Origin of the sequence: Stieleria neptunia (genome assembly GCF_007754155.1) — a bacterium.
GTDB lineage: Bacteria > Planctomycetota > Planctomycetia > Pirellulales > Pirellulaceae > Stieleria > Stieleria neptunia.
This window is the reverse complement of record NZ_CP037423.1, coordinates 512,431-531,300: the sequence shown is the minus strand read 5'-3', so window position 1 is coordinate 531,300 and position 18,870 is coordinate 512,431. Positions and strand designations below refer to the sequence as shown.

The following is an 18,870-nucleotide window of genomic DNA, read 5'->3' as shown; positions in this document are numbered from 1 at the left end:
GAGTCGCATCCGCGATCCGGAAGCTGCTGGGCTAGGATCGGAGGATTGCAAATTGCAAATTGATCATTGCAAAATGCAAATTGGAGATCGGGCCAAACCGAAGCCCCGGAACATCGGCGAAACGACCGACGCAGCAACAAAAAATCCCGAAGCGACTTGCTCAATCCACCCATCAATAGCCAATTTGCAATGTTCATTTTGCAATGTTCATTTTGCAATGTTCATTTTGCAATGTTCATTTTGCAATTTGCAATCTCTATTCCGCCGGCGGGCATTCCCTGACCTTCGTCGCGTTTAATTCAATGAAACGATGCCATTGCTCCGGCACGTCATCTTCATGGAAAATCGCTTCAGTTGGGCATTCGGGAACACACGCACCGCAGTCGATGCATTCATCAGGGTCGATGTAGACCATCGTCTCGTCTTCGTGAAAGCATTCGACTGGGCAAACCACCAGGCAGGCCTTGTCTTTGCAGCCGATGCAGGGTTGCGTAACCACCATTGCCATTTTCGTGTCTCCTAAAGTGGGATAGGCTTCCAGCCTGTCAGTTTTGGAATCACAGGCAGGATGCCTATGCCACCCAGGAAGTGAGAAACCGCGTTTGGAACCGGACAGCGACGACGAAAAAGAATTGGAAAAGTCCGGGTCGATGGCGGATCGGCCGGATCGCTGGCTGCTGCGCCGGTGGAAAAACGGAGATGAGAAAGCCGCCGAAGTCCTATTCGACCGTTACGCATTCCGGCTCGTGGCCCTGGTTGCCAGCCGTCTGAACCGTCGGTATCGATCGCAAATCGATCCGGACGAAGTCATGCAGTCGGCCATGGGAAGCTTCTTCGACGCTGCCCGGCACAGTCGCATCCAAGTCAGCCACAGCGTTTCGCTCTGGCGGTTGCTGGCGACGTTCGCCCGTCGAAAGCTTGCGCGATCGATCGAGCGTCATTCGGCGTCAAAGCGAGGCGGCGACCAAACTCGAATCCCCCTTGATCAAGCTGCGTTCCTAACCGAGGTCGTTGCAGCGGACGACTCCGACGCGGATGAATTTGCGAACGACCTGAAAGCCGAGCTACCTGCCGATCAGTTCTCCGTCGTCGAAGGGTTGCTTGCCGGCCAGACACAGCGCGAGATTGCCGAATCGCTCGGAATCGATGAGCGAACCGTGCGAAGACGACTTTCAAGAGTTCGCCAGTTGCTTTCACCTGGTCTGGATGAGTCGACGGACTTCCCCTCTGGCCATCCGGACAACAAGGGTCTCGTTGATTCGCCCTCAACGAGCTTGCCGTACGTGAGCTACAACCAATTCGTGCTTGGCAAACTGATTGGCAGCGGCGGGTTCGGCAAAGTGTATCGCGCCAGCATGCAATCCGACGGCAGCACCGTCGCGGTAAAATTCCTCCGCAAAGCGTTCTGGCAAAACGGTGAGGCTCGCGAGTCGTTCGTCCGGGAAATCAACGCTGCATCCCGCATCAATCACGCCGGTGTCATTCGCTACCTCGGCTATGGCGAGTCGCCGCACGGAGGCCCTTACGTTCTGAGCGAATGGATCGACGGCCGGCCGATGCAGGCGATCGATCGTCCCAGCGAACAGTGTTTCACAAAATGGCTACGACAAATCTGCGCAGCCATCCAGGCAGTCCACATTGCCGGAATGGTGCACGGCGACCTGACGCCGGCGAACATCCTGGTTGACGATCACGACAGGATCACCATCACGGACTTTGGATTTTCGCAAGCGTCCCTCGGCCCGTCCTCCCCGATCCTCGGTGGAACCCTCGGCTTCGCCGCCCCCGAGCAAATCGATCCCGCCTTCGGCAACATCAGCCCCAAAACCGACATCTACGCCATCGGCGGCCTCATCCACTGGCACCTCTTCGGCCAGCCCCCCAACCAACGCGAAGGCATCGCCGAAACCCTGATAGAAACCATCAACAACGAGCGATCCCAAGACGACTCCAGGTCGCAAGCCGGTGCGATCCTCCGAACGATCATGCAACGATCGCTGGCACCATCACCGGCCGACAGAGCAGCGACGGCCGGAGAGATCATTCAGCTACTTGCGGATTAAATAAGTGGGATAGGCTTCCAGCCTGTCGATGCTGAAAAGACAAGCTGGAAGCCAATCCCACTTGCAGAGATCCGCCACCGATACTTCGCTCGTTGCTTGGCTGATCCTGCACCACCTCGATAGGCTGCCTAAATCCCAGCCTCGTCAGCAAAATGTGTGGGTAAATCCTGGCTCCGGAAACCTTTCAAGCTGGTGATACGGGGCGATTTCGATCGCTCGATACGGTTTGAAACCGCATGCCTTTTCATTGCAAGCTTTGCTTCGCGTTGAGTCCCTCAACGCTGCCGCTTGAGAGTTCTCCGACGGCAGCCAACCAGTTCAAAAGCAATTCACGATACGAACGTAAGGTACGAGCCATCCGTTTCATCAGATCGAGATTGAAACGTGTCGCCCGAGTGCGTCATTGCCCCAAAAACTCCCCCGCCACGTCGCACTTCGGTATTGTCAGACGCGTTGAAACTCTTCACGCATCAGAATTGCTCGCACACTCCGAAGATTGTATTGTAGTAACTCATTCAACCTGTCCGTCAGGTTGTCGGGACGTTTCACTAACGTCCATCGAGCGTTCTTGAGAACGGACTCGTATCCATCCTGTTTCAATTGTTTGGCTTCGGTTGCACGCACCTGATATATTTTTTCGTTGAGCTTCATCATCACGTGAAACCGATCGAGAACTCGAACCGCGTGACCCGCCTCTTCGGCAGCGACCTTCAAGTAATTCGACCACATGTCGCTGCAAATGAACTTAAGGCCTGCCAACGTCTCGGCCGGTATAATCCGGACGAACCCGCGAAAACTATTCTCAGTGCAATCCTTCGCGACGTACAAAAAACGGCGGCACCCGGCATCAGGTCGATAGACCAGCGCCACGTACTTTCGCCCGTATCGAAGTCGGATTCCATCGACCCCAATCGCCAGAATTTCGCCCAATTTGCAATTGGCAAGCCTTCACATTACGCTCCAACCGATGGATCGGAACACGTCGCCCCAATCGCACCAAAACAAGTCTCCCGGGCAATTTGGATCAAAAACGCAACGATGCCTCGACAGTTTGCGTCGGTGTGTGCGGAACGTCTTGTTCGATTGCAACCTGGCAGATCACGAGATGCGAGCGTGATGGCTCCAACAACGAAACACGCCGTTCAAGGTGATGGGGGGCATTCATGAGAACTTGGCTGCATCGCATCGCGAATCTGAATAAAGCAAGAAACAATGCGCCGCATAAGCCATTGCTCTTGCTGACGGTCCTCGACCTAGCTGAATCTGGTGAGCTTGGAGGCCAACCGCTTTACTTGTCTCCAGAGATCGCCTTTCGTTTCGAGACGTTTTCGCAGATCGTTGCTTATCGGCGGACGCAGCGAATCGATATTCGGATGCCTTTCCATCATTTGAAATCGGATGGATTCTGGAAGACCTTCGCTCAAGATGGAGCTCCCTCGAAGCATCGCTCCGTGACGTCCTACGTCCTGCCAGACCCCAATTTCCTAGCAGCATGTTTGGATCCGCAATTTCGAGAGGCTGCGCGGCGGTTAATCATTGCCAAGCACTTTGAGCCGGCCGAGCGGAACGCTCTGTACCACATGGTTGGTTTGGCCATTCCGGACAACGATCAGATCGCTCGGGACGCAAGCTTTCAGATGCCGGATGACGCTGAGCAGGCTGGCAGGAACGGGCGGTTTCGAATTGATGTCGCGGCGGCCTACGCATTCACTTGTGCCTTGACTGGCTATCGAATCACGACGCTGGACGGCGGATCGATTGTGGATGCAGCACACATTCATCAGTTCGCCGACTCGCGAAACAATGATCCTCGCAATGGATTGGCTTTGAGCAAGAACGCTCATTGGCTATTTGATCGCGGACTCTGGTCCACCGACGACGAATTTCGCGTAATCGTCGCCGCTGACGAGTTTGTCGAATCCTGCCCCGATCAAACGTCGCTTGCCGAATACCACGGCGAGCGATTACGGCTGCCATTCAACGAGCAACTCTGGCCCGACCGGTGCCACTGCCGCTGGCATCGCAAGCATCGTTTTCGAGGATCGGTATAGCCATGGGCCAGCTAGCAAGATTCATTCAACAATCCTTCTCGACACTGTGTCCAAAAGGCTGGACTTGCTCTGCCGAGAAACGTGTTGTTTCGTTGGAGTTGGAAAAACTGCTCGGCTACAGCCCCAGGGCGGACGTGTGCCTTGAACGTGACGACGGGTCTCGCAGGTTGTGGATTGAGTTTGAGATCAGTCGTGCGGATCCGGTTGCCAATCATGCGAAGTTCGCGACTTCTCACTTATTTAGGTCGTTTGAGCCCTCCGACGTTTTTGTTTCGATGGTTAGTTCGCATGTGACACGCGGGCGGCGCAACCTGGCTTCCAACACCATCCACTTACTTCGACATGTCGGAATCAACTCGTTTCAAACGGTCCTGCTCCCGGCGATCGAGCCCGAGAGAATCAAGCAGCTAAACCACTCTTCGCTTCAGCAGCTTAAACATGCAGGGCTAGACATCCCCGCCGAGCAAAAGCGGGTCTTTCAGGTCGTGGATCCTGTGCTTGAGAGCGATGGACATCGGATTCATTTTGCGTCTGAGTTGTTTGAAGTGATGCGGAACCTTCACTTGTGGAACCAACAGATTTCGGCACCGCTTGCTGGGGAGCAATGGAAGCGGCGAACCGTTACCTATTTTGTCTTTGATCCAGTGTCGAAGCTCTTTGCGCCGTCGAAGTTCTGCGCCTATGTGATTCCCAATGGACCAACAGAAATTGACGACGTGTCTAGCGTTGGCATGATGAATGTCGCAACCTATTCCAAGCTAGATCAAAAGGACCGGCGATTTGACGGTCAACGTGCTCGAGTGCACCTCACGACAAATTTGGGGATGGTCATCACGCAGCCGTCAGAGTCTCCCGCGATCGAACGTGCATTCGGGAATTGGTGCAGTAAGAACGAGGTGAGTATCAAAGTACATCCAAGCGGACCAAAGATCATTCGACCACCAGATTGGTACTGACCGGTCTCCGAAGATGGGTAAGAAACCATCGCTCGCATGAAAGCGTTAGAATCTAGATTCATTACATCAGGCAGCGTCATTCTGCCGGCAGATTTCATTGGGCATCAGGCAGCTAGTGGAACCGGGACTCTACGATCATCTTCTGACGAAAGCTATTGAAGACGAGATTGCTCGGTTAGGCGATCCCCGCCTGGCAACGCTTGCGCCAGTCGATTCAGAGGAGGCACACTCGGTCCTAGCTCAGTTTCTCGAGCGGTTGATAGCAAGCAGCTTGGCTGCGTTTCGCGGCGCGGATGCAGCTGAGAAGCAGCGGCAGCTCACCGACAGGATTCTTGGCACGCTGGCAGAAGCGTTGCATGACGGCGATACTGAAGTGCTGAGCATTGCCAGCCCGTTGCGACGACTGCTGGCAATTCATCGGTCAGTCGACGACGATTCAACAGAAAGGCCCGACAGCCCGCTTTCGCGTTGCTCGCTACTGACGGGGACTCGTCTCGACGCGAGTCTGGGGAGTCAGCTTCGCAAGGAGATCGCAACTTGCGATCGTGTCGATATCCTCTGTTCATTTATCAAGTGGAGCGGGCTGCGCGTCATTCTGGATCATCTTCGGGATCTTGTTGAGCGGAATGATGATTTGGCCGTTCGCGTGATCACAACCAGCTACATGGGGGCAACGGATCCTAAAGCGGTTGAGGCGTTGAGCAAGCTTCCGCGAACGGAAGTAAGGGTCAGCTACGACACCAAACGAACTCGGTTGCACGCCAAAGCCTATTTGTTTCATCGCAATACTGGCTTCAGCAGTGCCTATGTCGGTTCCGCCAATTTGTCCAATGCCGCTTTGTCCGAGGGGCTTGAATGGACGACGAAGCTGAGTCAGTACGAGCTGCCGTACTTGTGGGAGAAGGTTGCGGGAACGTTTGAGACATATTGGCAAGACGATGAGTTTCAGTCGTTCGATGTTCAATCGCTGCCTCGACTTCGCCAGGCGATTAGCAGGGAGCGGAAAGCGGGAACCGAACCCAGTCATGCGATCAATTTTGACTTACGTCCGTTTCCGTTTCAGGAAGAGATTCTCGATGTCATCGCTGCCGAACGCGAGGTTCAGGGCAAACGCAAGCATCTGATTGTCGCCGCGACGGGAACCGGCAAGACGATGATTGCTGCGTTCGATTATGCACGTGTGGCCAGAGAACTCGGTCGCAAACCAAGATTGCTGTTCATCGCTCACCGCAAAGAGATCCTGAGCCAAGCCTTGGCCGCGTTTCGATGTGTGCTGCGTGATCAAAACTTTGGCGATCTTCTGGTGGACGGGAATCAGCCAGAGCAGCACGAGCACCTGTTCTGCTCGATTCAAAGCTACAACTCGCGAAATCTTCAAGCGGAGTCAGCCGAGCAGTTCGAGTATGTCGTTGTGGACGAATTTCATCACGCCGCGGCACCCAGTTACCAATCCTTGCTGGATCACGTTCAACCAAAAGTCTTGCTCGGGTTGACGGCGACACCGGAGCGGACCGATCAAATCGATGTGTTTGGCTGGTTTGGCGGACGAGCGAGCGCCGTAATTCGGTTGCCAGACGCTGTGTCACGCCGACTGCTTTGCCCATTTCAGTATTTCGGCGTTGCCGACTCTGTCGACTTGCGTGGTTTGCATTGGCAGCGCGGTGGTTATCGCATCGACGATTTGGACAGAGTGTACACCGGGAACGATATGCGTGCGAATCTGGTATTCGAAAAGGTTGTCGAAACCGTACTCGATTCGCAGGACGTGCGCGGACTGGGGTTCTGTTGCAGTGTTGCTCACGCCAAATTCATGGCCCGCTTCTTTGATGAAAACGGAATTCCGGCGATTTCATTGTCGGCTGGCTCGACTAGCGAGGAACGCAGCTCAGCTCAGCAACAGCTGCGCGAGCGCTCCGTCAACTTTATCTTTGTGGTCGACCTCTACAACGAAGGCGTTGACATCCCCGAAGTCGATACTGTGCTGTTTCTGCGACCGACCGAGAGTTTGACGGTTTTCTTGCAACAGTTAGGACGCGGGCTGCGCTTACACCCGGACAAAGAGTGTCTGACGGTGCTTGATTTCATTGGCGCTCAGCGCAAGGAGTTTCGATTCGCCAGTCGGTTCCGTGCCTTGAGCGATAAGCCGACCACGAAACTTGACGAAGAAATCGAAAGCGGTTTCCCCCATCTTCCGAGCGGTTGTGTGATCAAGCTGGAGAGAGTCGCTCAACAAAGAGTGCTACAGAATGTTCGTGAGTCCATTCGCTTGGTCCGGCCACGGATGTTGGGATCGTTGCGAGATTTGAAGCAGTACTTGGGGAGAGTACCAACACTTGAAGATGCCCTCGACTATTTCGATACGACTCTCGATGAATTGCTCAAACGTGGCCTTTGGTCGCGACTGCTGGCAGATGCAGGTCTAATCGAGGCGTCCGAGGATCCTGACGAGAAACAGCTCGCCAAAGGCCTGCGTCGCCTGAGTCACGTCAACTGCCCGTTGCAGATCCAGGCTGTAAAGGAACACCTCGATCATGCTTCAAGCCCAGTGACTGGTATCGCTGAGATGTTGCACGTTTCATTGTGGGGAACTCAGCATGCAGAGATGTCACTCGCAGAGGCTGATAAACGATTGCGGTCCAATCCGGTAGTCATCGATGACCTTCGATGCGTCTTGGACTACCGATTGAAGCACTCGCCGCTGATTGCAAGTCGAAACACAACGATGTTCGAGCCGTTGGCCATTCACGCCGCGTACACACGGGACGAAATCTTGGTAGCGTTTGGACATTGGAGTTTCAACGATCGGCCAAGTCAACGCGAGGGCGTCCTTCATCTGAAAGACCGCAAGTTGGACGCGTTCTTTGTGACGCTACAGAAGACTGAAAATGAGTACTCTCCGACGACAATGTACGAAGACTATCTGATTTCGCACGATCAGTTTCACTGGCAGTCGCAGAGCAATACGTCCGAGCAATCACCCACTGGTCAACGCTACATCCGACACCGTGAAAAGAGCTACACACCGCTACTGTTCGTGCGCGAGACCAAGAATCTGCCCTCTGGGCTTTCGGCACCGTACCATTTCCTGGGGCCGTGCAAGTATTTGAGTCACACTGTTCGGCGACAATTGGTTCTCCGCTTTAGCGACAACTAGTATTCCCGATTACGAATCCGATTTTTATTGAGAGGCCTTTGCTGACCGTCCAGCTGACTTCGTTTTCTTGGCTGTTTCCACGCGATAGCTTGGCACGTTCAACTCGATGATCACGCTGTGGTGAACCAAGCGATCGATCGCCGCCGCCGTCGTCATCGCATCTTTGAAGATCTGGTCCCACTTGCTGAACGCCAAGTTGCTCGTCAACAGAACACTCCCTCTCTCGTAACGTTCCGCCAGCAGCGTGAACAGCACCTCCATCTCTTCTCGATTCTGCTGCACGTAACCCAGGTCGTCGATCATCAGGCCCTCGAAACGAGACAGTTGCTTGATGTACTTCTGCAGGCGAAGATCCCGCTTTGCGATCAGCAACTGTTGCACCAGCAAGCTGCACGTTGTCAGAAGCATGCTCCGGCCTTGCTGGACGAGTTGATTCGCCAAGGCACAAAGCGCGTGACTCTTCCCCGCACCGGGCTGACCGAAAATCAGTACGTTCTCCCGACGATCCAAGAACGATCCCTCCCGAAGACTCTCCAGTTGTCGTGTCACTGACAATGGCAAGCGATCGAAGTTGAACGTCTCCCATGTCTTGCCCAGCGGAAGACGTGAGTTGGTCATTAGACGCTTGATCCGACTCTCGTTGCGGGCCTGGCATTCCAGTTCCGCCAGTTCCGATAAGTATTGAACATGGCTGAGATCCTCCGCGGCTGCTCGGTCGGCCGTCGCTTGAAACTGGTCGCGAAACATCGGCAGACGCAAGCTGCGAAACTGCTCCTTCAGCCGCTCCTCGGTCCGTTCGTTGCTCGTCCTCGTGGGCGGGGTCTTGGGAGGCTGCCGTATCGACGATTCGGTCTTTTTCGATTGGGGCTTTCGTGTGGTTGATTGATTCATCGTTTGGACTCTCCTTGTCAAACGTGTCAAATAATTCGTCATAGTCTTTCAAGTTCGGTGCTTTGACATCGATGTCGGTCACCGGCTTGATCTCGATCGCTTCACTCACCATCAGCCGAACCTGATCGACATCGATGGATTGTCCCGATTGGATTTGAAGACGCAGTGCATTCTGCACCGCATCTTGGCTTTCTCGAGCCGCTAATTGCAGGATCTCAAGATACTTCCTCACCGCCACCTTCTCGCTGTGAGCGTCGCATAGCATGTCATAGGCGATTCGGAAGTGACTCGTCGGGAACATGTCCTGACGGTATTTGTAGTTTTCGAATGCTCCCGGTTTGCGAACCAATGAATCGATCACGTGCCGGTAGTTGATGGCCGATCCGCCGACGCCAGTAAGTCGTGGCATCCGTTGCACGTGGATGCCGTGATGCGTCACATCGATCCACTCGGCACCGATCCGCACATCGACTTTTTGACCGATCAATCGGCTAGGAACCGAATAGATGTTTTTCTTGACATTAATCGTGCTGCTACTGCCGACGATGATGCCTTGTTGGTTGTCATCGGTATCAAGCTTACTATCGGGAAGTGGTCGCAAATGCGAGCGTTCAATTTCAAATCGATTTAAGCGCGCATCATTAGCGCGAACGATCAGGGATCGAACGAAATGCATGTAGTCTTCACGACTGGCGAAGTCGCGACTACCGCGAAGTAGCAATGCTTGGTCGACTCGATTCTTGAGATGACCGTTGGATGACTCAACGTCGCCGTTTTCGTTCGCACAGCGAACGTTGATTCGCTCTGACTTGGTGCCATAGTGATCCATCAACGCTCCATAGCGAGCAGTGAGTTCTTTCTTTGAAGAGTGATTGTTGATCGCAGCGCTAAGGCTATCAGTGCGGTGACGCTCGGGCACTCCGCCGAATTCCCAAAACGCATTTTGAATCCCCTCGCTGAGCGCTTCGAAAGATTCGGAGAAACACAGAGAGACCGACTCGACGTTGGAATACGTCAGGACACAATGAAAGAGCATGTGTTCAAACGAAACGCCCGCGATGGTCACGTTCAGTGTGTTCATGACGGTGAAGTCACTCGCAGCAACCCGAGCCGGATGATGGACCTGCGGGAAGATCACTGCTTTGTCTGGACCTTCTGTACTGCGCCACAATCGGACTCGACGTTCGAAGGTTCGTCGAGTGGAGTCTGGGTAGACGCCTGGATAGCGGTCTTGCAGCCACTGGAAAAGGGTCTTGGCCTGCAGTCGCGGTTCGGCCTCAAGCCTGATCTGCACCTCGTTCCAGACATCGGCGAATGGATCGATGCGAGTCCGGTAATCTCGCGGCTTCTTCCGCTGAGAGGGGAGCCGATTGTCGTTTCGACGCATTGCCTCAACAATTCGGATACCGAACGATGGTGGTTGCCTCAACAGAAAGATACCCAAATCGTAGGTGGCGCCATGGAAATGCAAGCAAAAGCTGCACTGATTGACTCGATTCGTTCGCGATACTACGGCGCACGGAAACGAGACAAGTCGCGGATACTCGATGAATTTGTTGCGATTACCGGACACCAACGTAAGTACGCGCTGCGAATTCTCGCTGAACGCCAAAACACCACCCCAGAGCGTTGTGAAGTCGTGGGCCGCAAAATATACGACTGCGCGGTCAAGGAGGTGCTTGTAACGCTCTGGGAATCTTCCGATCGCCTATGCGGCAAACGCCTCAAAGCGATTCTTCCCGAGTTGCTGAAGTCGATGGAGTCGCACGGTCACATGAATCTTGATGATTCTCTCAAGACGCGGGTGTTGTCGGCAAGTGCTTCAACCATAGACCGACTGCTTCGTCCTATACGTGAGGAAGCGACTGGAAAGAAACGCGTTCGCCCAAAGAAAAAGGTCCGCGCTGCAGTTGCCGTCAAGACCTTTTCCGAATGGGATGATGTCGCCCCTGGGAGTCTCGAAGTAGATTTTGTTGCTCACTGCGGAGGGAATCTATCCGGCCCATTCATACACAGTTTGGTTGCTACAGACGTTGCGTCTGGATGGACGGAATGCATCCCGATTCTGATTCGCGAGCAGTCTCTCGTCGTCGAATCTTTGGAATTGCTGCGGAACAGATTTCCGTTTCCAGTCCTGGGAATAAACACTGACAATGACAGTTCGTTCATCAACGAATCAGTCATCAAATTCTGCGATTCCCAAAGTATCACATTTACTCGATCACGGCCCTATCGAAAAAACGATCAGGCATGGATCGAGCAGAAGAACGGTTCTATCGTTCGCAAACACCTCGGCTATCAGCGATTCTCGGGACCGATCGCATGCCAAACCATCGCACATCTTTTCGATAGTGTTCGTTGGTACGTGAACATGTTTCAGCCATCCTTCAAGCTCTTAAGCAAGACTCGTGACGGCGCCAGGGTAAGCAAGAAGTTTCACTCACCTCAAACGCCATGTGAACGGCTACTTAGTGACTCGCGAGTATCATCCGAATCGAAAGAGTATTTGCGACGCAACCGTCTTGAACAGGACCCGCTAGAACTACTACACGCAATCCGACAATCGCAAGCTGCGCTGGATTCGCTGTCGACGGAGGATTCGCTCTCCCAGGAGCAGCAGATTGATCTCGAAGAATTTCTTTCACAGTTACCGGAGCTATGGAAGAAAGGCGAGGCCCGACCAACTCATCAGCCGAAGCCGATGCGAACGCGAGATTATCGAACGCGTCCAGACCCCTTTGAAGGAGACTGGACGACGATTCTTGGATGGCTTGAAAAATCCCCAGACGCAACTGCGTCGTCGTTACTCGAAAGGCTCATCGAACGATCGCCCGACAAATACAACGGCGGTCAACTACGAACGCTTCAACGTCGCGTGAGTCAGTGGCGGAATATCATGGCAAGGAAATTAGTGACGGGCACCACGGCGACCTAAGTGTCTTGCTCGCCTATGAAAAATGTAACCGCTGGCATAGGGCGGCTTCGCTACGCTCAGCAGCCCTATGCCAGCATTCTTTCTAGTCCTTCCATTTGGGTATCCTTCTCGGCTGAGGCAACACGGCCGGGAAAACCAATCGCCGCTAGACACACACCGGAAGCCGCCCCATGAGCATTGTCTGGGAGCTCGAATACCCCGTTCCCGCACGTCTTCTTCGAGTGATGGCACGACAGATTGCCGTTTAATTCACGCCGCTCTTCGTGAGTAACTTATTTACAGCCCGCCTAATCGTTCTTTGCATCGAATGTCGGTTAGGCGAATCGCTTCTCCTTCTTGGGCTCGTTTGCTATCGCCTCTCTTCTGAGGTGGCTCGTTGTCCAATCCCTGTTGTGGGCGTTCGAGGTGGTCGCGCTCTCGGAACTCGGAGCAGAGTAGGCTCATTTGTTTCTCGCCGAAGGCGATGACGTGGTCGAGGCATTCTTGCTGGATTGCTTGAACGAATCTTTCGACGAAGGCGATGGTGTTTCGAGTCACGGACTCGATGTCGAGCTTCTTGCGTTCTCCGAGAATTCGGGTGCAACCCCGGACGCTGTCCTTGGCGGGTTTGAGGATCCGATTTTTGATGTCATCGGCGGTTCTTGGCCGACCCTGCTTTGGCCGCTTCTCGCGGGCTCAATCTGCTTGCAGAGCGGGTTGCGACCTGGTTTTCGGCCTTCAAGTCGCTCACTGGCCGAGCCAATTCCTTGTCCGTGGACTTGGCGATCACGAGTCATAGCGAGGTGTAGACGTTGCGAAGGTCGCCATCGAGATGAGGTTGTTTTTCCGGGGGAAATCTCACGCTGCGGGGGCCTGGACGGGGAGGGACGTGACTACAGTTCTTCTTTGATCTCAGTCATTAAACGAGTCACTTCCCTTTGAAATCGCATCATGGTTGTGCTGAATCTCAGGTAGTTTTCGCCAGGCCGCTGCGCGAATCGCTCGATTGCCTCGATTCGCTGTGACAGTGCATTGAAGTCACGAATGCTCGATTGAGAGAGGTGGGGACTGCTGCGGATCGTGTTTAAATGCTTGTCCATGTTCTGTTGCAGCAACGCGATGATTTCTTGGGTGCCCTTGCTTTGCAATGCTGATCGAAGAAGACGTGCCGGTTCGGCCGGAATCAGTTCGACCAAATCATCGGCCGCACGAGTCGCCGTCACTCGCGCCGCCTGCTGCCGCATTGCTTCCGGGACGTTCACATTCGCCTCCAGCAATCGTATTCCCGCAAGTGCGGCAAGTCGCTTGAACACCACACGGCTTTCATGCAACTGAGCACGTCGTCCCGCTTCTTTCGCGGTCATTGCACGCACGCTGTCGAGTGCCTTGGCCAGATCCTGTGCAGGGATTCCAAACGCGATGCCGTCCTGAGTTTGTTGCCTTGATTTGTTCTTGAACGAGTCATCAAGACGAGCGAGGCCTTCGTGAATCAACTTTTCTCCTTCGTCTGTCGCTTTCATGGCGATGACTCCAACGACCTGGTCCAGTTCATTCAAAATCGGGCCGCCGCTGGAACCGGAATCAATGGATGCATCGACCTGCAAAAAATCGAAGCCATCCACACGTACCATTGACCGTAGGGTTCCCTTCACCACCGCGTTTCTCAGCGTCACCCCTCCACCAATGGCCGGGTTGCCCCGCAATTGAACCGACTCGCCCTGTGGCACATATCCGTCGTACGCAACCGCCAAGGGTGTTCGCCGGGTTTCCAGAGAAAGGATTGCAAGGTCTCGATCGACATCCTCAAACAGGACACCATGAACATGGACGAAATCGCTTTCCTCTGGGAAAAAGATCTTCAGGTCGTCTGCGGGCGCATTCTCGATGACATGATGATTCGTCACCAATAAATTGGGGGCGGCAAGAAACCCACTGCCATGACCAAGTGGATGCTCGATCAAGGCGACCGAATCAGCCGGTGATGGTTTGCCGCGAGGCTTGTACTGGCGGAGTTCGGACTCGCGAATCGGCAGGTATTGCAACTGGGAGATGCGATAACTGCCGAGTACGGTCTCGATAAACAGTCTGTCGCTGGGGATTTTGAAATTGGGGTGCAGTGTCAGTCGGGATGGATCGCCGGTCCACTCGAAAATCGTTTTGCCGTCGCACGTGACACGTAAATGACTGTGGTGAACCGTACAAATGATTTCGGAATCACGCCCCGTCGTGAACACGGGCTTGCGGTAAAACGTCGAATTCGCGGGTTCGTTTTTTTCATCGATCCAGGCTAATCCCGATCTCTTCGATCTGCCGTAATCAAAGATGGCGAGCGCTTGATGCCGACTACCGACCGCAAGACCGATGTTAAGCGATCCCGTGTCCATCTGCCGTTGCGCGACAAGTCTGAGTTGATAGGAACCTGAAACGGAATGCGGGATCAAGATTCTTGCTCGCGACGAACGTGACGACACAAGTGCGTTTGCGTCACGTTCCCACTTTCCTGCTTGCGTGTCATTGGCAGGGTCGATCATCGACAACAAGTCGACCTGTTCTCCCAGGACGTCCGGCACAATGCCTGGCCTTAATGTCTCGGACTGCTTACGTTCGATTAGCCAGGAGAGGACATAATCGCGGTCCGGCTTACTGAGCTTGCTGATTGAAAGTGTGATGACGTTGCGATCCGCTTTTTTCAACGTCACCGCTGAATCGTTCGCTTCGACCAGTTCAGCTTGCGTTTCAAATTTGCCGTCGCTGGTCGTCCACGTACGAAGCTCCGCTGCGGAACTGGGCAGCTGAACAAGAGTCGTAAGCGTCAGGAAGAGGAGGCCGCGGAGTTGGGGAATCGTCATTCGTCAACTCGAGGGGTTGAGAGCAGTCGCCGTAAGGGAAGATTTCATTTCTACCCTGATGATACTCGATGACCTTGGCTCAATTTGAGGGAGCGAAGCCAATACAATGTCATCGAAACCGGAACCGCTCCCGCGACATTGCCAGTACGCCCCCGTTTGGTCGAGAAACTGAAACCAGCACTTTGGCGGGCGAAGCGAACACCGCTGGAACGGCAAAAACAGTCCAGGCGAACCCGAGGGGGGGGATTTTCGAAGTGACGGATTTGATCGTTGCGGAAGACGGGAAGATTTTTCAGCGCGGGCCCTCTCTGGCGTTTGCTTGCTGCGCAAACGCCCTCTCTCCCAAGGGGAGAGAAACTCAATGGTTTGCCCAAAGGGCATTCACAACATAGCCTGGGGTCAGGGAACGAGCGCAGCGGAGTGAACGCCACCCCAGGCTATGTTGTTGATCGCCTTTGGCGAACCGAGCCGATTGGTTCTTGATCCACCATGGAACAAGAACGCCCAGCCACTACACCCTAAGGAGTTAGCACAATGGCCAAGACCAACCCATTTGGCCCGAAAGGTTGGACCCCCGATCGACTCGGCTCACTTGCCGGCAAGACCTATGTCATCACCGGTGCCAATAGCGGCGCGGGATTTGAGGCATCGCGGGTGTTCCTGTCCAAGGGCGCAAGCGTGGTGATGCTGAACCGCAGCGACCAGAAATCGTCTGTCGCCATCGCGGCCTTGAAGGAGGAGTTTGGCAGTAACGCTGACGTGACTTTCATCCAAATGGACTTGGCCGATCTCGATTCTGTGCGGAAAGCGGCGGCGGAAGTCTTGCAGCACGTCCCCCGCATTGACGCTTTGATCTGCAACGCGGCCATCGCGCAGGTGGCCAAACAGGAGATCACCGCCGACGGCTTCGAAAGCCAGCTTGGGGTGAACCACTTCGGCCATTTCCTGCTGTGTGGAATGCTGTTTGAGCGAGTCGAAGCGTCAGCCGGGCGGATCGTGGTTGTCGGCAGCAACGCGTACAAAATGGGGTTGAAGAAGATTCAATTCGAAGACCTTAACTTCGACGAGAACTACACCGCCTGGAACGCCTATGCCCAAAGCAAACTGGCGCAGATGATGTTTGCCTGCGAGCTGCAGCGCCGTGTGGGTGCTGCGGGCAAGAACGTGACGGTCCAGGTCTGCCATCCGGGCGCGTCGCGGACGAACTTGTTGCAGGACACAGCCAGCACCTTCAACAAGATGGCCTGGGCGGTCCTTTCTCGTTTCATCGCACAATCCGCCGAGCGAGGCTCCTGGCCCGAAGTGATGTGTGCAGCCGAACCGGAAGTGGAGTCTGTAAAACTCTATGGCCCTACCAAAAGGGGGCAAATGGTCGGCCCCGTCGGAGAGTGTCCGCTGGACGACTGCGCCCTCGATCGGGAAGCGGCTGCGAAACTCTGGATGTTGTCTGAGCAGAAGACGTCCGCGGCTTGGTCACCCTAACCTTGGGAAAACTCCCTCTGCTTCTGTTGCTGTAGATCCTTGAGGGTCTTCCCGGCTTCGTTTCGAAACTGCTGGTTGGTGATCTTCATGCTGGTGATCCGGTCGACACGGAATTCACGAAAGTCACCACGAGTTTCGCACCACGCGGCGAGAAGCCAAACCGGTGCGGTGAAGACGAGGCACAAGGGACGAACCCTGCGCTGGGACTTTTTCCTCGCTTGGTCGGTATAACAGATTTCAACCCAATGCTTGCTGCGGACCGCTCGGCGCAGCGCGGCAAGATCAATCGCGATCGGCGGTTTACCACGGCTGGCGCATGCGTAGGCTGCTAAAAGCTTCGCGTCTTCGGCAAGGGCATCGGGCAAGACGGCAGTGATCTTGTCGAGAGCCCGGCGGGCCGAGCGGGCAATCGCAGCGTCTCCCCAACTCTCCACCATCTGAGCTCCAAGAGTCAGGGCGTCCAGTTCCTCAGTATCAAACATCAGCGGCTTCACGACGTAGTCCCGGCTGAGCAGATAGCCGACGCCGGCTTCGCCAACGATCGGGACACCGGAGGAACGCAAATCCGCTACGTCACGGTAAATCGTGCGAACACCGATTTCCATCTCGCCAGCAAGCTCTTCCCCGGTGACGACCTCTCGGCGCGACTTGAGGTATTCGACAATTCGAAACAGGCGGTCGGCTCGGCGCATCGGGCGTGTCCGAGAACAGATTGGTGAGGAAATTTGCGAATCCTGACAGGCTCCTGACAGTACGCTGTCAGGAGCGCCCTGTAAAGTCTCGACGTCAATCCGTTTTCACAAAGGACAAACGAACATGAAGCCTGCCACAGTCAACACACCCTCTGATACCCAAGTCGAAGTCGTCAGAAGCTTCGAAGCGCCAGTCGACTCGGTTTGGAAACCGTTCACCGACGCCGACTTGGTCCGTCGCTGGATGCTCGGACCACCGGGCTGGTCGATGCCCATCTGTGAGATGGACTTTCGAGTCGGCGGAACGTACGAAAACGTCTTCCGAAACGAAGGAGACGAGTCTGAGATCGCAATGCACGGAGCATTTCGCGAAATCGAAATGCTCAGCAAGATCGTCCAAGATGAAAAGCATGTCGTACGCAGTTCAACAGACAACACGGGTCATGAAACGGTCGTGACCTTCACGTTCCGGGAAACGGACCATGTCACGACGGTCACCACGCTGATCGAGTATCCGTCCCAGGAGGCACGCGACGAAGCCCTGGCGAGTGGAATGGGAGCTGCAATGGAAATGGGATACTGTCGCATTGATGAACTCATCGTTGCCTCCTGAACTGTTTTTGCAAGCGGATCGTTTACGTCGAGGACGCCGTCAGCAACTGCCAGCAGGTAAGTTGCATGCGAGGCATGTGGAAGGGGCCTTTCCAGAGATTTCCTTTGAGTGGGGAGCTGAGTCGGCCGTCGCGGTGCAGATAGCCGAACCACTCGCCGTGCTCGGTGTCAGGAAAATGCGCATAGCTCCAGTCATGGATCATTTGGTGCCAGTCGGCGTACTTGGGATCACCGGTCAGCTGATGAGCCAGAAGTGTTGCAATGATGGTTTCGTTTTGCGGCCACCAGAATTTCATGTCGTGCCAGTACTCCTGGACGGGCCGACCGTTGACATCGACGAAGTACAGGATCCCTCCAAACTCTTGATCCCAGCCACGCTGCCACATCCAGTCTAGCATCTGGCAGCCGGTTTGGACCAGCGAGGCGTCACCTCGAAGCTTTCCTTCCTGCATGATGAACCAGCCGCCTTCGATCGCGTGGCCGGGGTTGAGCGTGCGGCCGTCGAAGTGGTCGATGATTTCACCGGTCGGACTGACGGTCTCCATCACGCACTGGATTTCTTCTTTGAGGTGAAAACGACGGATGTCGTCAATGCTACGATCGATCCATCGGTCGGCATCGGACAGGCCGATCGATTCGCGAAGCTCCTGTGCCGTCACCAGGGTGATCATCGGGAACCCGATGCCTCGGGTCGGCCTTGTCGAGGTGAATTTTGGCTGCACACCGAGCGGATTCAGGTTGTGATCAAGAAACCGTCGGAATGTACGTCTTGCTTTTTCCGCGTATTGTTCGTCGCCGGTCGCTTTGAAGAGTTCTCCATAGGCGATCGATGCAAAGCTTTCTGAAAACGCGTAGCGGCGTTTGCGAATGGGTTTTCCCTCTCGAGTGACGTGAAACCACATCCGACCGTCCGCTGGATCGAAACAATGGTCATCGAGAAACCGAGCGCCGTGTTTCGCCAGTTCCAGCCATTCGTCACGCGGTTGGACGTTGTTGTACAGTTCGCCCAACAGCCAAGTGAATCGGCCTTGTTGCCAAACGCCCTTGTCCGTGTCGATCACGGTTCCGTCACGATCGAGCGACATCATGAACCCGCCGTACTCACGATCCACGCAGTGCTTGATCCAAAACGGCAGCGTGTCGCCGAGCAATCCGTCGCGATACGTGGTGATCAATTCGTTGCGCCGAGATTCATCCATATATAGT

At 54.7% G+C, this 18,870-nt stretch carries 13 protein-coding genes and 2 pseudogenes; 7 read left to right on the top strand and 8 right to left on the bottom strand.

The window, feature by feature from the left end; translation table 11 throughout:
* Positions 1–256 precede the first annotated feature (256 nt).
* Complete coding sequence (locus Enr13x_RS01850) at positions 257–508, bottom strand: indolepyruvate ferredoxin oxidoreductase subunit alpha (RefSeq protein ID WP_145384443.1); 252 nt, start codon at positions 506–508, stop codon at positions 257–259.
* 94 nt (positions 509–602) lie between these two features.
* On the opposite strand from Enr13x_RS01850, the gene Enr13x_RS01845 reads away from it, so the two are divergent.
* Complete coding sequence (locus Enr13x_RS01845; protein ID WP_145384442.1) at positions 603–2,063, top strand: protein kinase domain-containing protein; 1,461 nt, start codon at positions 603–605, stop codon at positions 2,061–2,063.
* 244 nt (positions 2,064–2,307) lie between these two features.
* Here Enr13x_RS01845 and Enr13x_RS39605 read toward each other — a convergent pair.
* Positions 2,308–2,445: pseudogene (locus tag Enr13x_RS39605) on the bottom strand (ISL3 family transposase); the annotation flags it as partial.
* A 62-nt stretch (positions 2,446–2,507) separates the two neighbouring features.
* Positions 2,508–2,993, bottom strand: coding sequence for a transposase (locus Enr13x_RS01835; RefSeq protein ID WP_145384440.1), 486 nt, complete (start codon positions 2,991–2,993; stop codon positions 2,508–2,510).
* A 521-nt stretch (positions 2,994–3,514) separates the two neighbouring features.
* Between Enr13x_RS01835 and Enr13x_RS01830 the strand changes: the two genes are divergently transcribed.
* The 3 genes from Enr13x_RS01830 (at position 3,515) to Enr13x_RS01820 (ending at position 8,224) form a co-directional block, all read left to right on the top strand.
* Positions 3,515–4,114, top strand: a complete 600-nt coding sequence (locus tag Enr13x_RS01830; RefSeq protein WP_197455707.1) for an HNH endonuclease — start codon at positions 3,515–3,517, stop codon at positions 4,112–4,114.
* 2 nt (positions 4,115–4,116) lie between these two features.
* Positions 4,117–5,070 carry a hypothetical protein gene (locus Enr13x_RS01825; RefSeq protein WP_145384438.1) on the top strand — a complete coding sequence of 318 codons (954 nt, stop codon included), beginning with the start codon at positions 4,117–4,119 and terminating at the stop codon, positions 5,068–5,070.
* 271 nt (positions 5,071–5,341) lie between these two features.
* Positions 5,342–8,224 carry a DUF3427 domain-containing protein gene (locus tag Enr13x_RS01820; protein WP_197455706.1) on the top strand — a complete coding sequence of 961 codons (2,883 nt, stop codon included), beginning with the start codon at positions 5,342–5,344 and terminating at the stop codon, positions 8,222–8,224.
* A gap of 24 nt (positions 8,225–8,248) precedes the next feature.
* On the opposite strand, the gene istB is transcribed toward Enr13x_RS01820, so the two are convergent.
* Positions 8,249–8,971 carry an IS21-like element helper ATPase IstB gene (gene istB / locus Enr13x_RS39600; protein ID WP_390621092.1) on the bottom strand — a complete coding sequence of 241 codons (723 nt, stop codon included), beginning with the start codon at positions 8,969–8,971 and terminating at the stop codon, positions 8,249–8,251.
* A 541-nt stretch (positions 8,972–9,512) separates the two neighbouring features.
* A pseudogene (istA, locus tag Enr13x_RS39595) lies at positions 9,513–10,439 on the bottom strand (IS21 family transposase); the annotation flags it as partial.
* Here istA and Enr13x_RS01810 point away from each other — a divergent pair.
* Positions 10,347–12,050 (top strand): integrase catalytic domain-containing protein, encoded by a 1,704-nt coding sequence (locus Enr13x_RS01810; protein ID WP_231744486.1) that lies wholly within the window; start codon positions 10,347–10,349, stop codon positions 12,048–12,050. The pseudogene istA and the gene Enr13x_RS01810 sit on opposite strands and share 93 nt — an antisense overlap.
* A gap of 872 nt (positions 12,051–12,922) precedes the next feature.
* On the opposite strand, the gene Enr13x_RS01805 is transcribed toward Enr13x_RS01810, so the two are convergent.
* Positions 12,923–14,878 carry a trypsin-like peptidase domain-containing protein gene (locus Enr13x_RS01805; protein ID WP_145384436.1) on the bottom strand — a complete coding sequence of 652 codons (1,956 nt, stop codon included), beginning with the start codon at positions 14,876–14,878 and terminating at the stop codon, positions 12,923–12,925.
* A 534-nt stretch (positions 14,879–15,412) separates the two neighbouring features.
* Between Enr13x_RS01805 and Enr13x_RS01800 the strand changes: the two genes are divergently transcribed.
* Entirely contained in the window at positions 15,413–16,360 is a 948-nt protein-coding gene (locus Enr13x_RS01800) for an SDR family oxidoreductase (RefSeq protein WP_145384435.1), read from the top strand.
* Here Enr13x_RS01800 and Enr13x_RS01795 read toward each other — a convergent pair.
* Positions 16,357–17,052, bottom strand: a complete 696-nt coding sequence (locus Enr13x_RS01795) for a helix-turn-helix transcriptional regulator (RefSeq protein ID WP_145384434.1) — start codon at positions 17,050–17,052, stop codon at positions 16,357–16,359. The genes Enr13x_RS01800 and Enr13x_RS01795 overlap by 4 nt on opposite strands.
* Before the next feature lie 124 nt (positions 17,053–17,176).
* Between Enr13x_RS01795 and Enr13x_RS01790 the strand changes: the two genes are divergently transcribed.
* Positions 17,177–17,665: an SRPBCC domain-containing protein gene (locus Enr13x_RS01790; protein WP_145384433.1), complete on the top strand. Its 489-nt coding sequence runs from the start codon at positions 17,177–17,179 to the stop codon at positions 17,663–17,665.
* A 22-nt stretch (positions 17,666–17,687) separates the two neighbouring features.
* Here Enr13x_RS01790 and Enr13x_RS01785 read toward each other — a convergent pair whose 3' ends face one another.
* Positions 17,688–18,863, bottom strand: coding sequence for an AGE family epimerase/isomerase (locus tag Enr13x_RS01785; protein WP_145384432.1), 1,176 nt, complete (start codon positions 18,861–18,863; stop codon positions 17,688–17,690).
* Between the last annotated feature and the right edge of the window lie 7 nt (positions 18,864–18,870).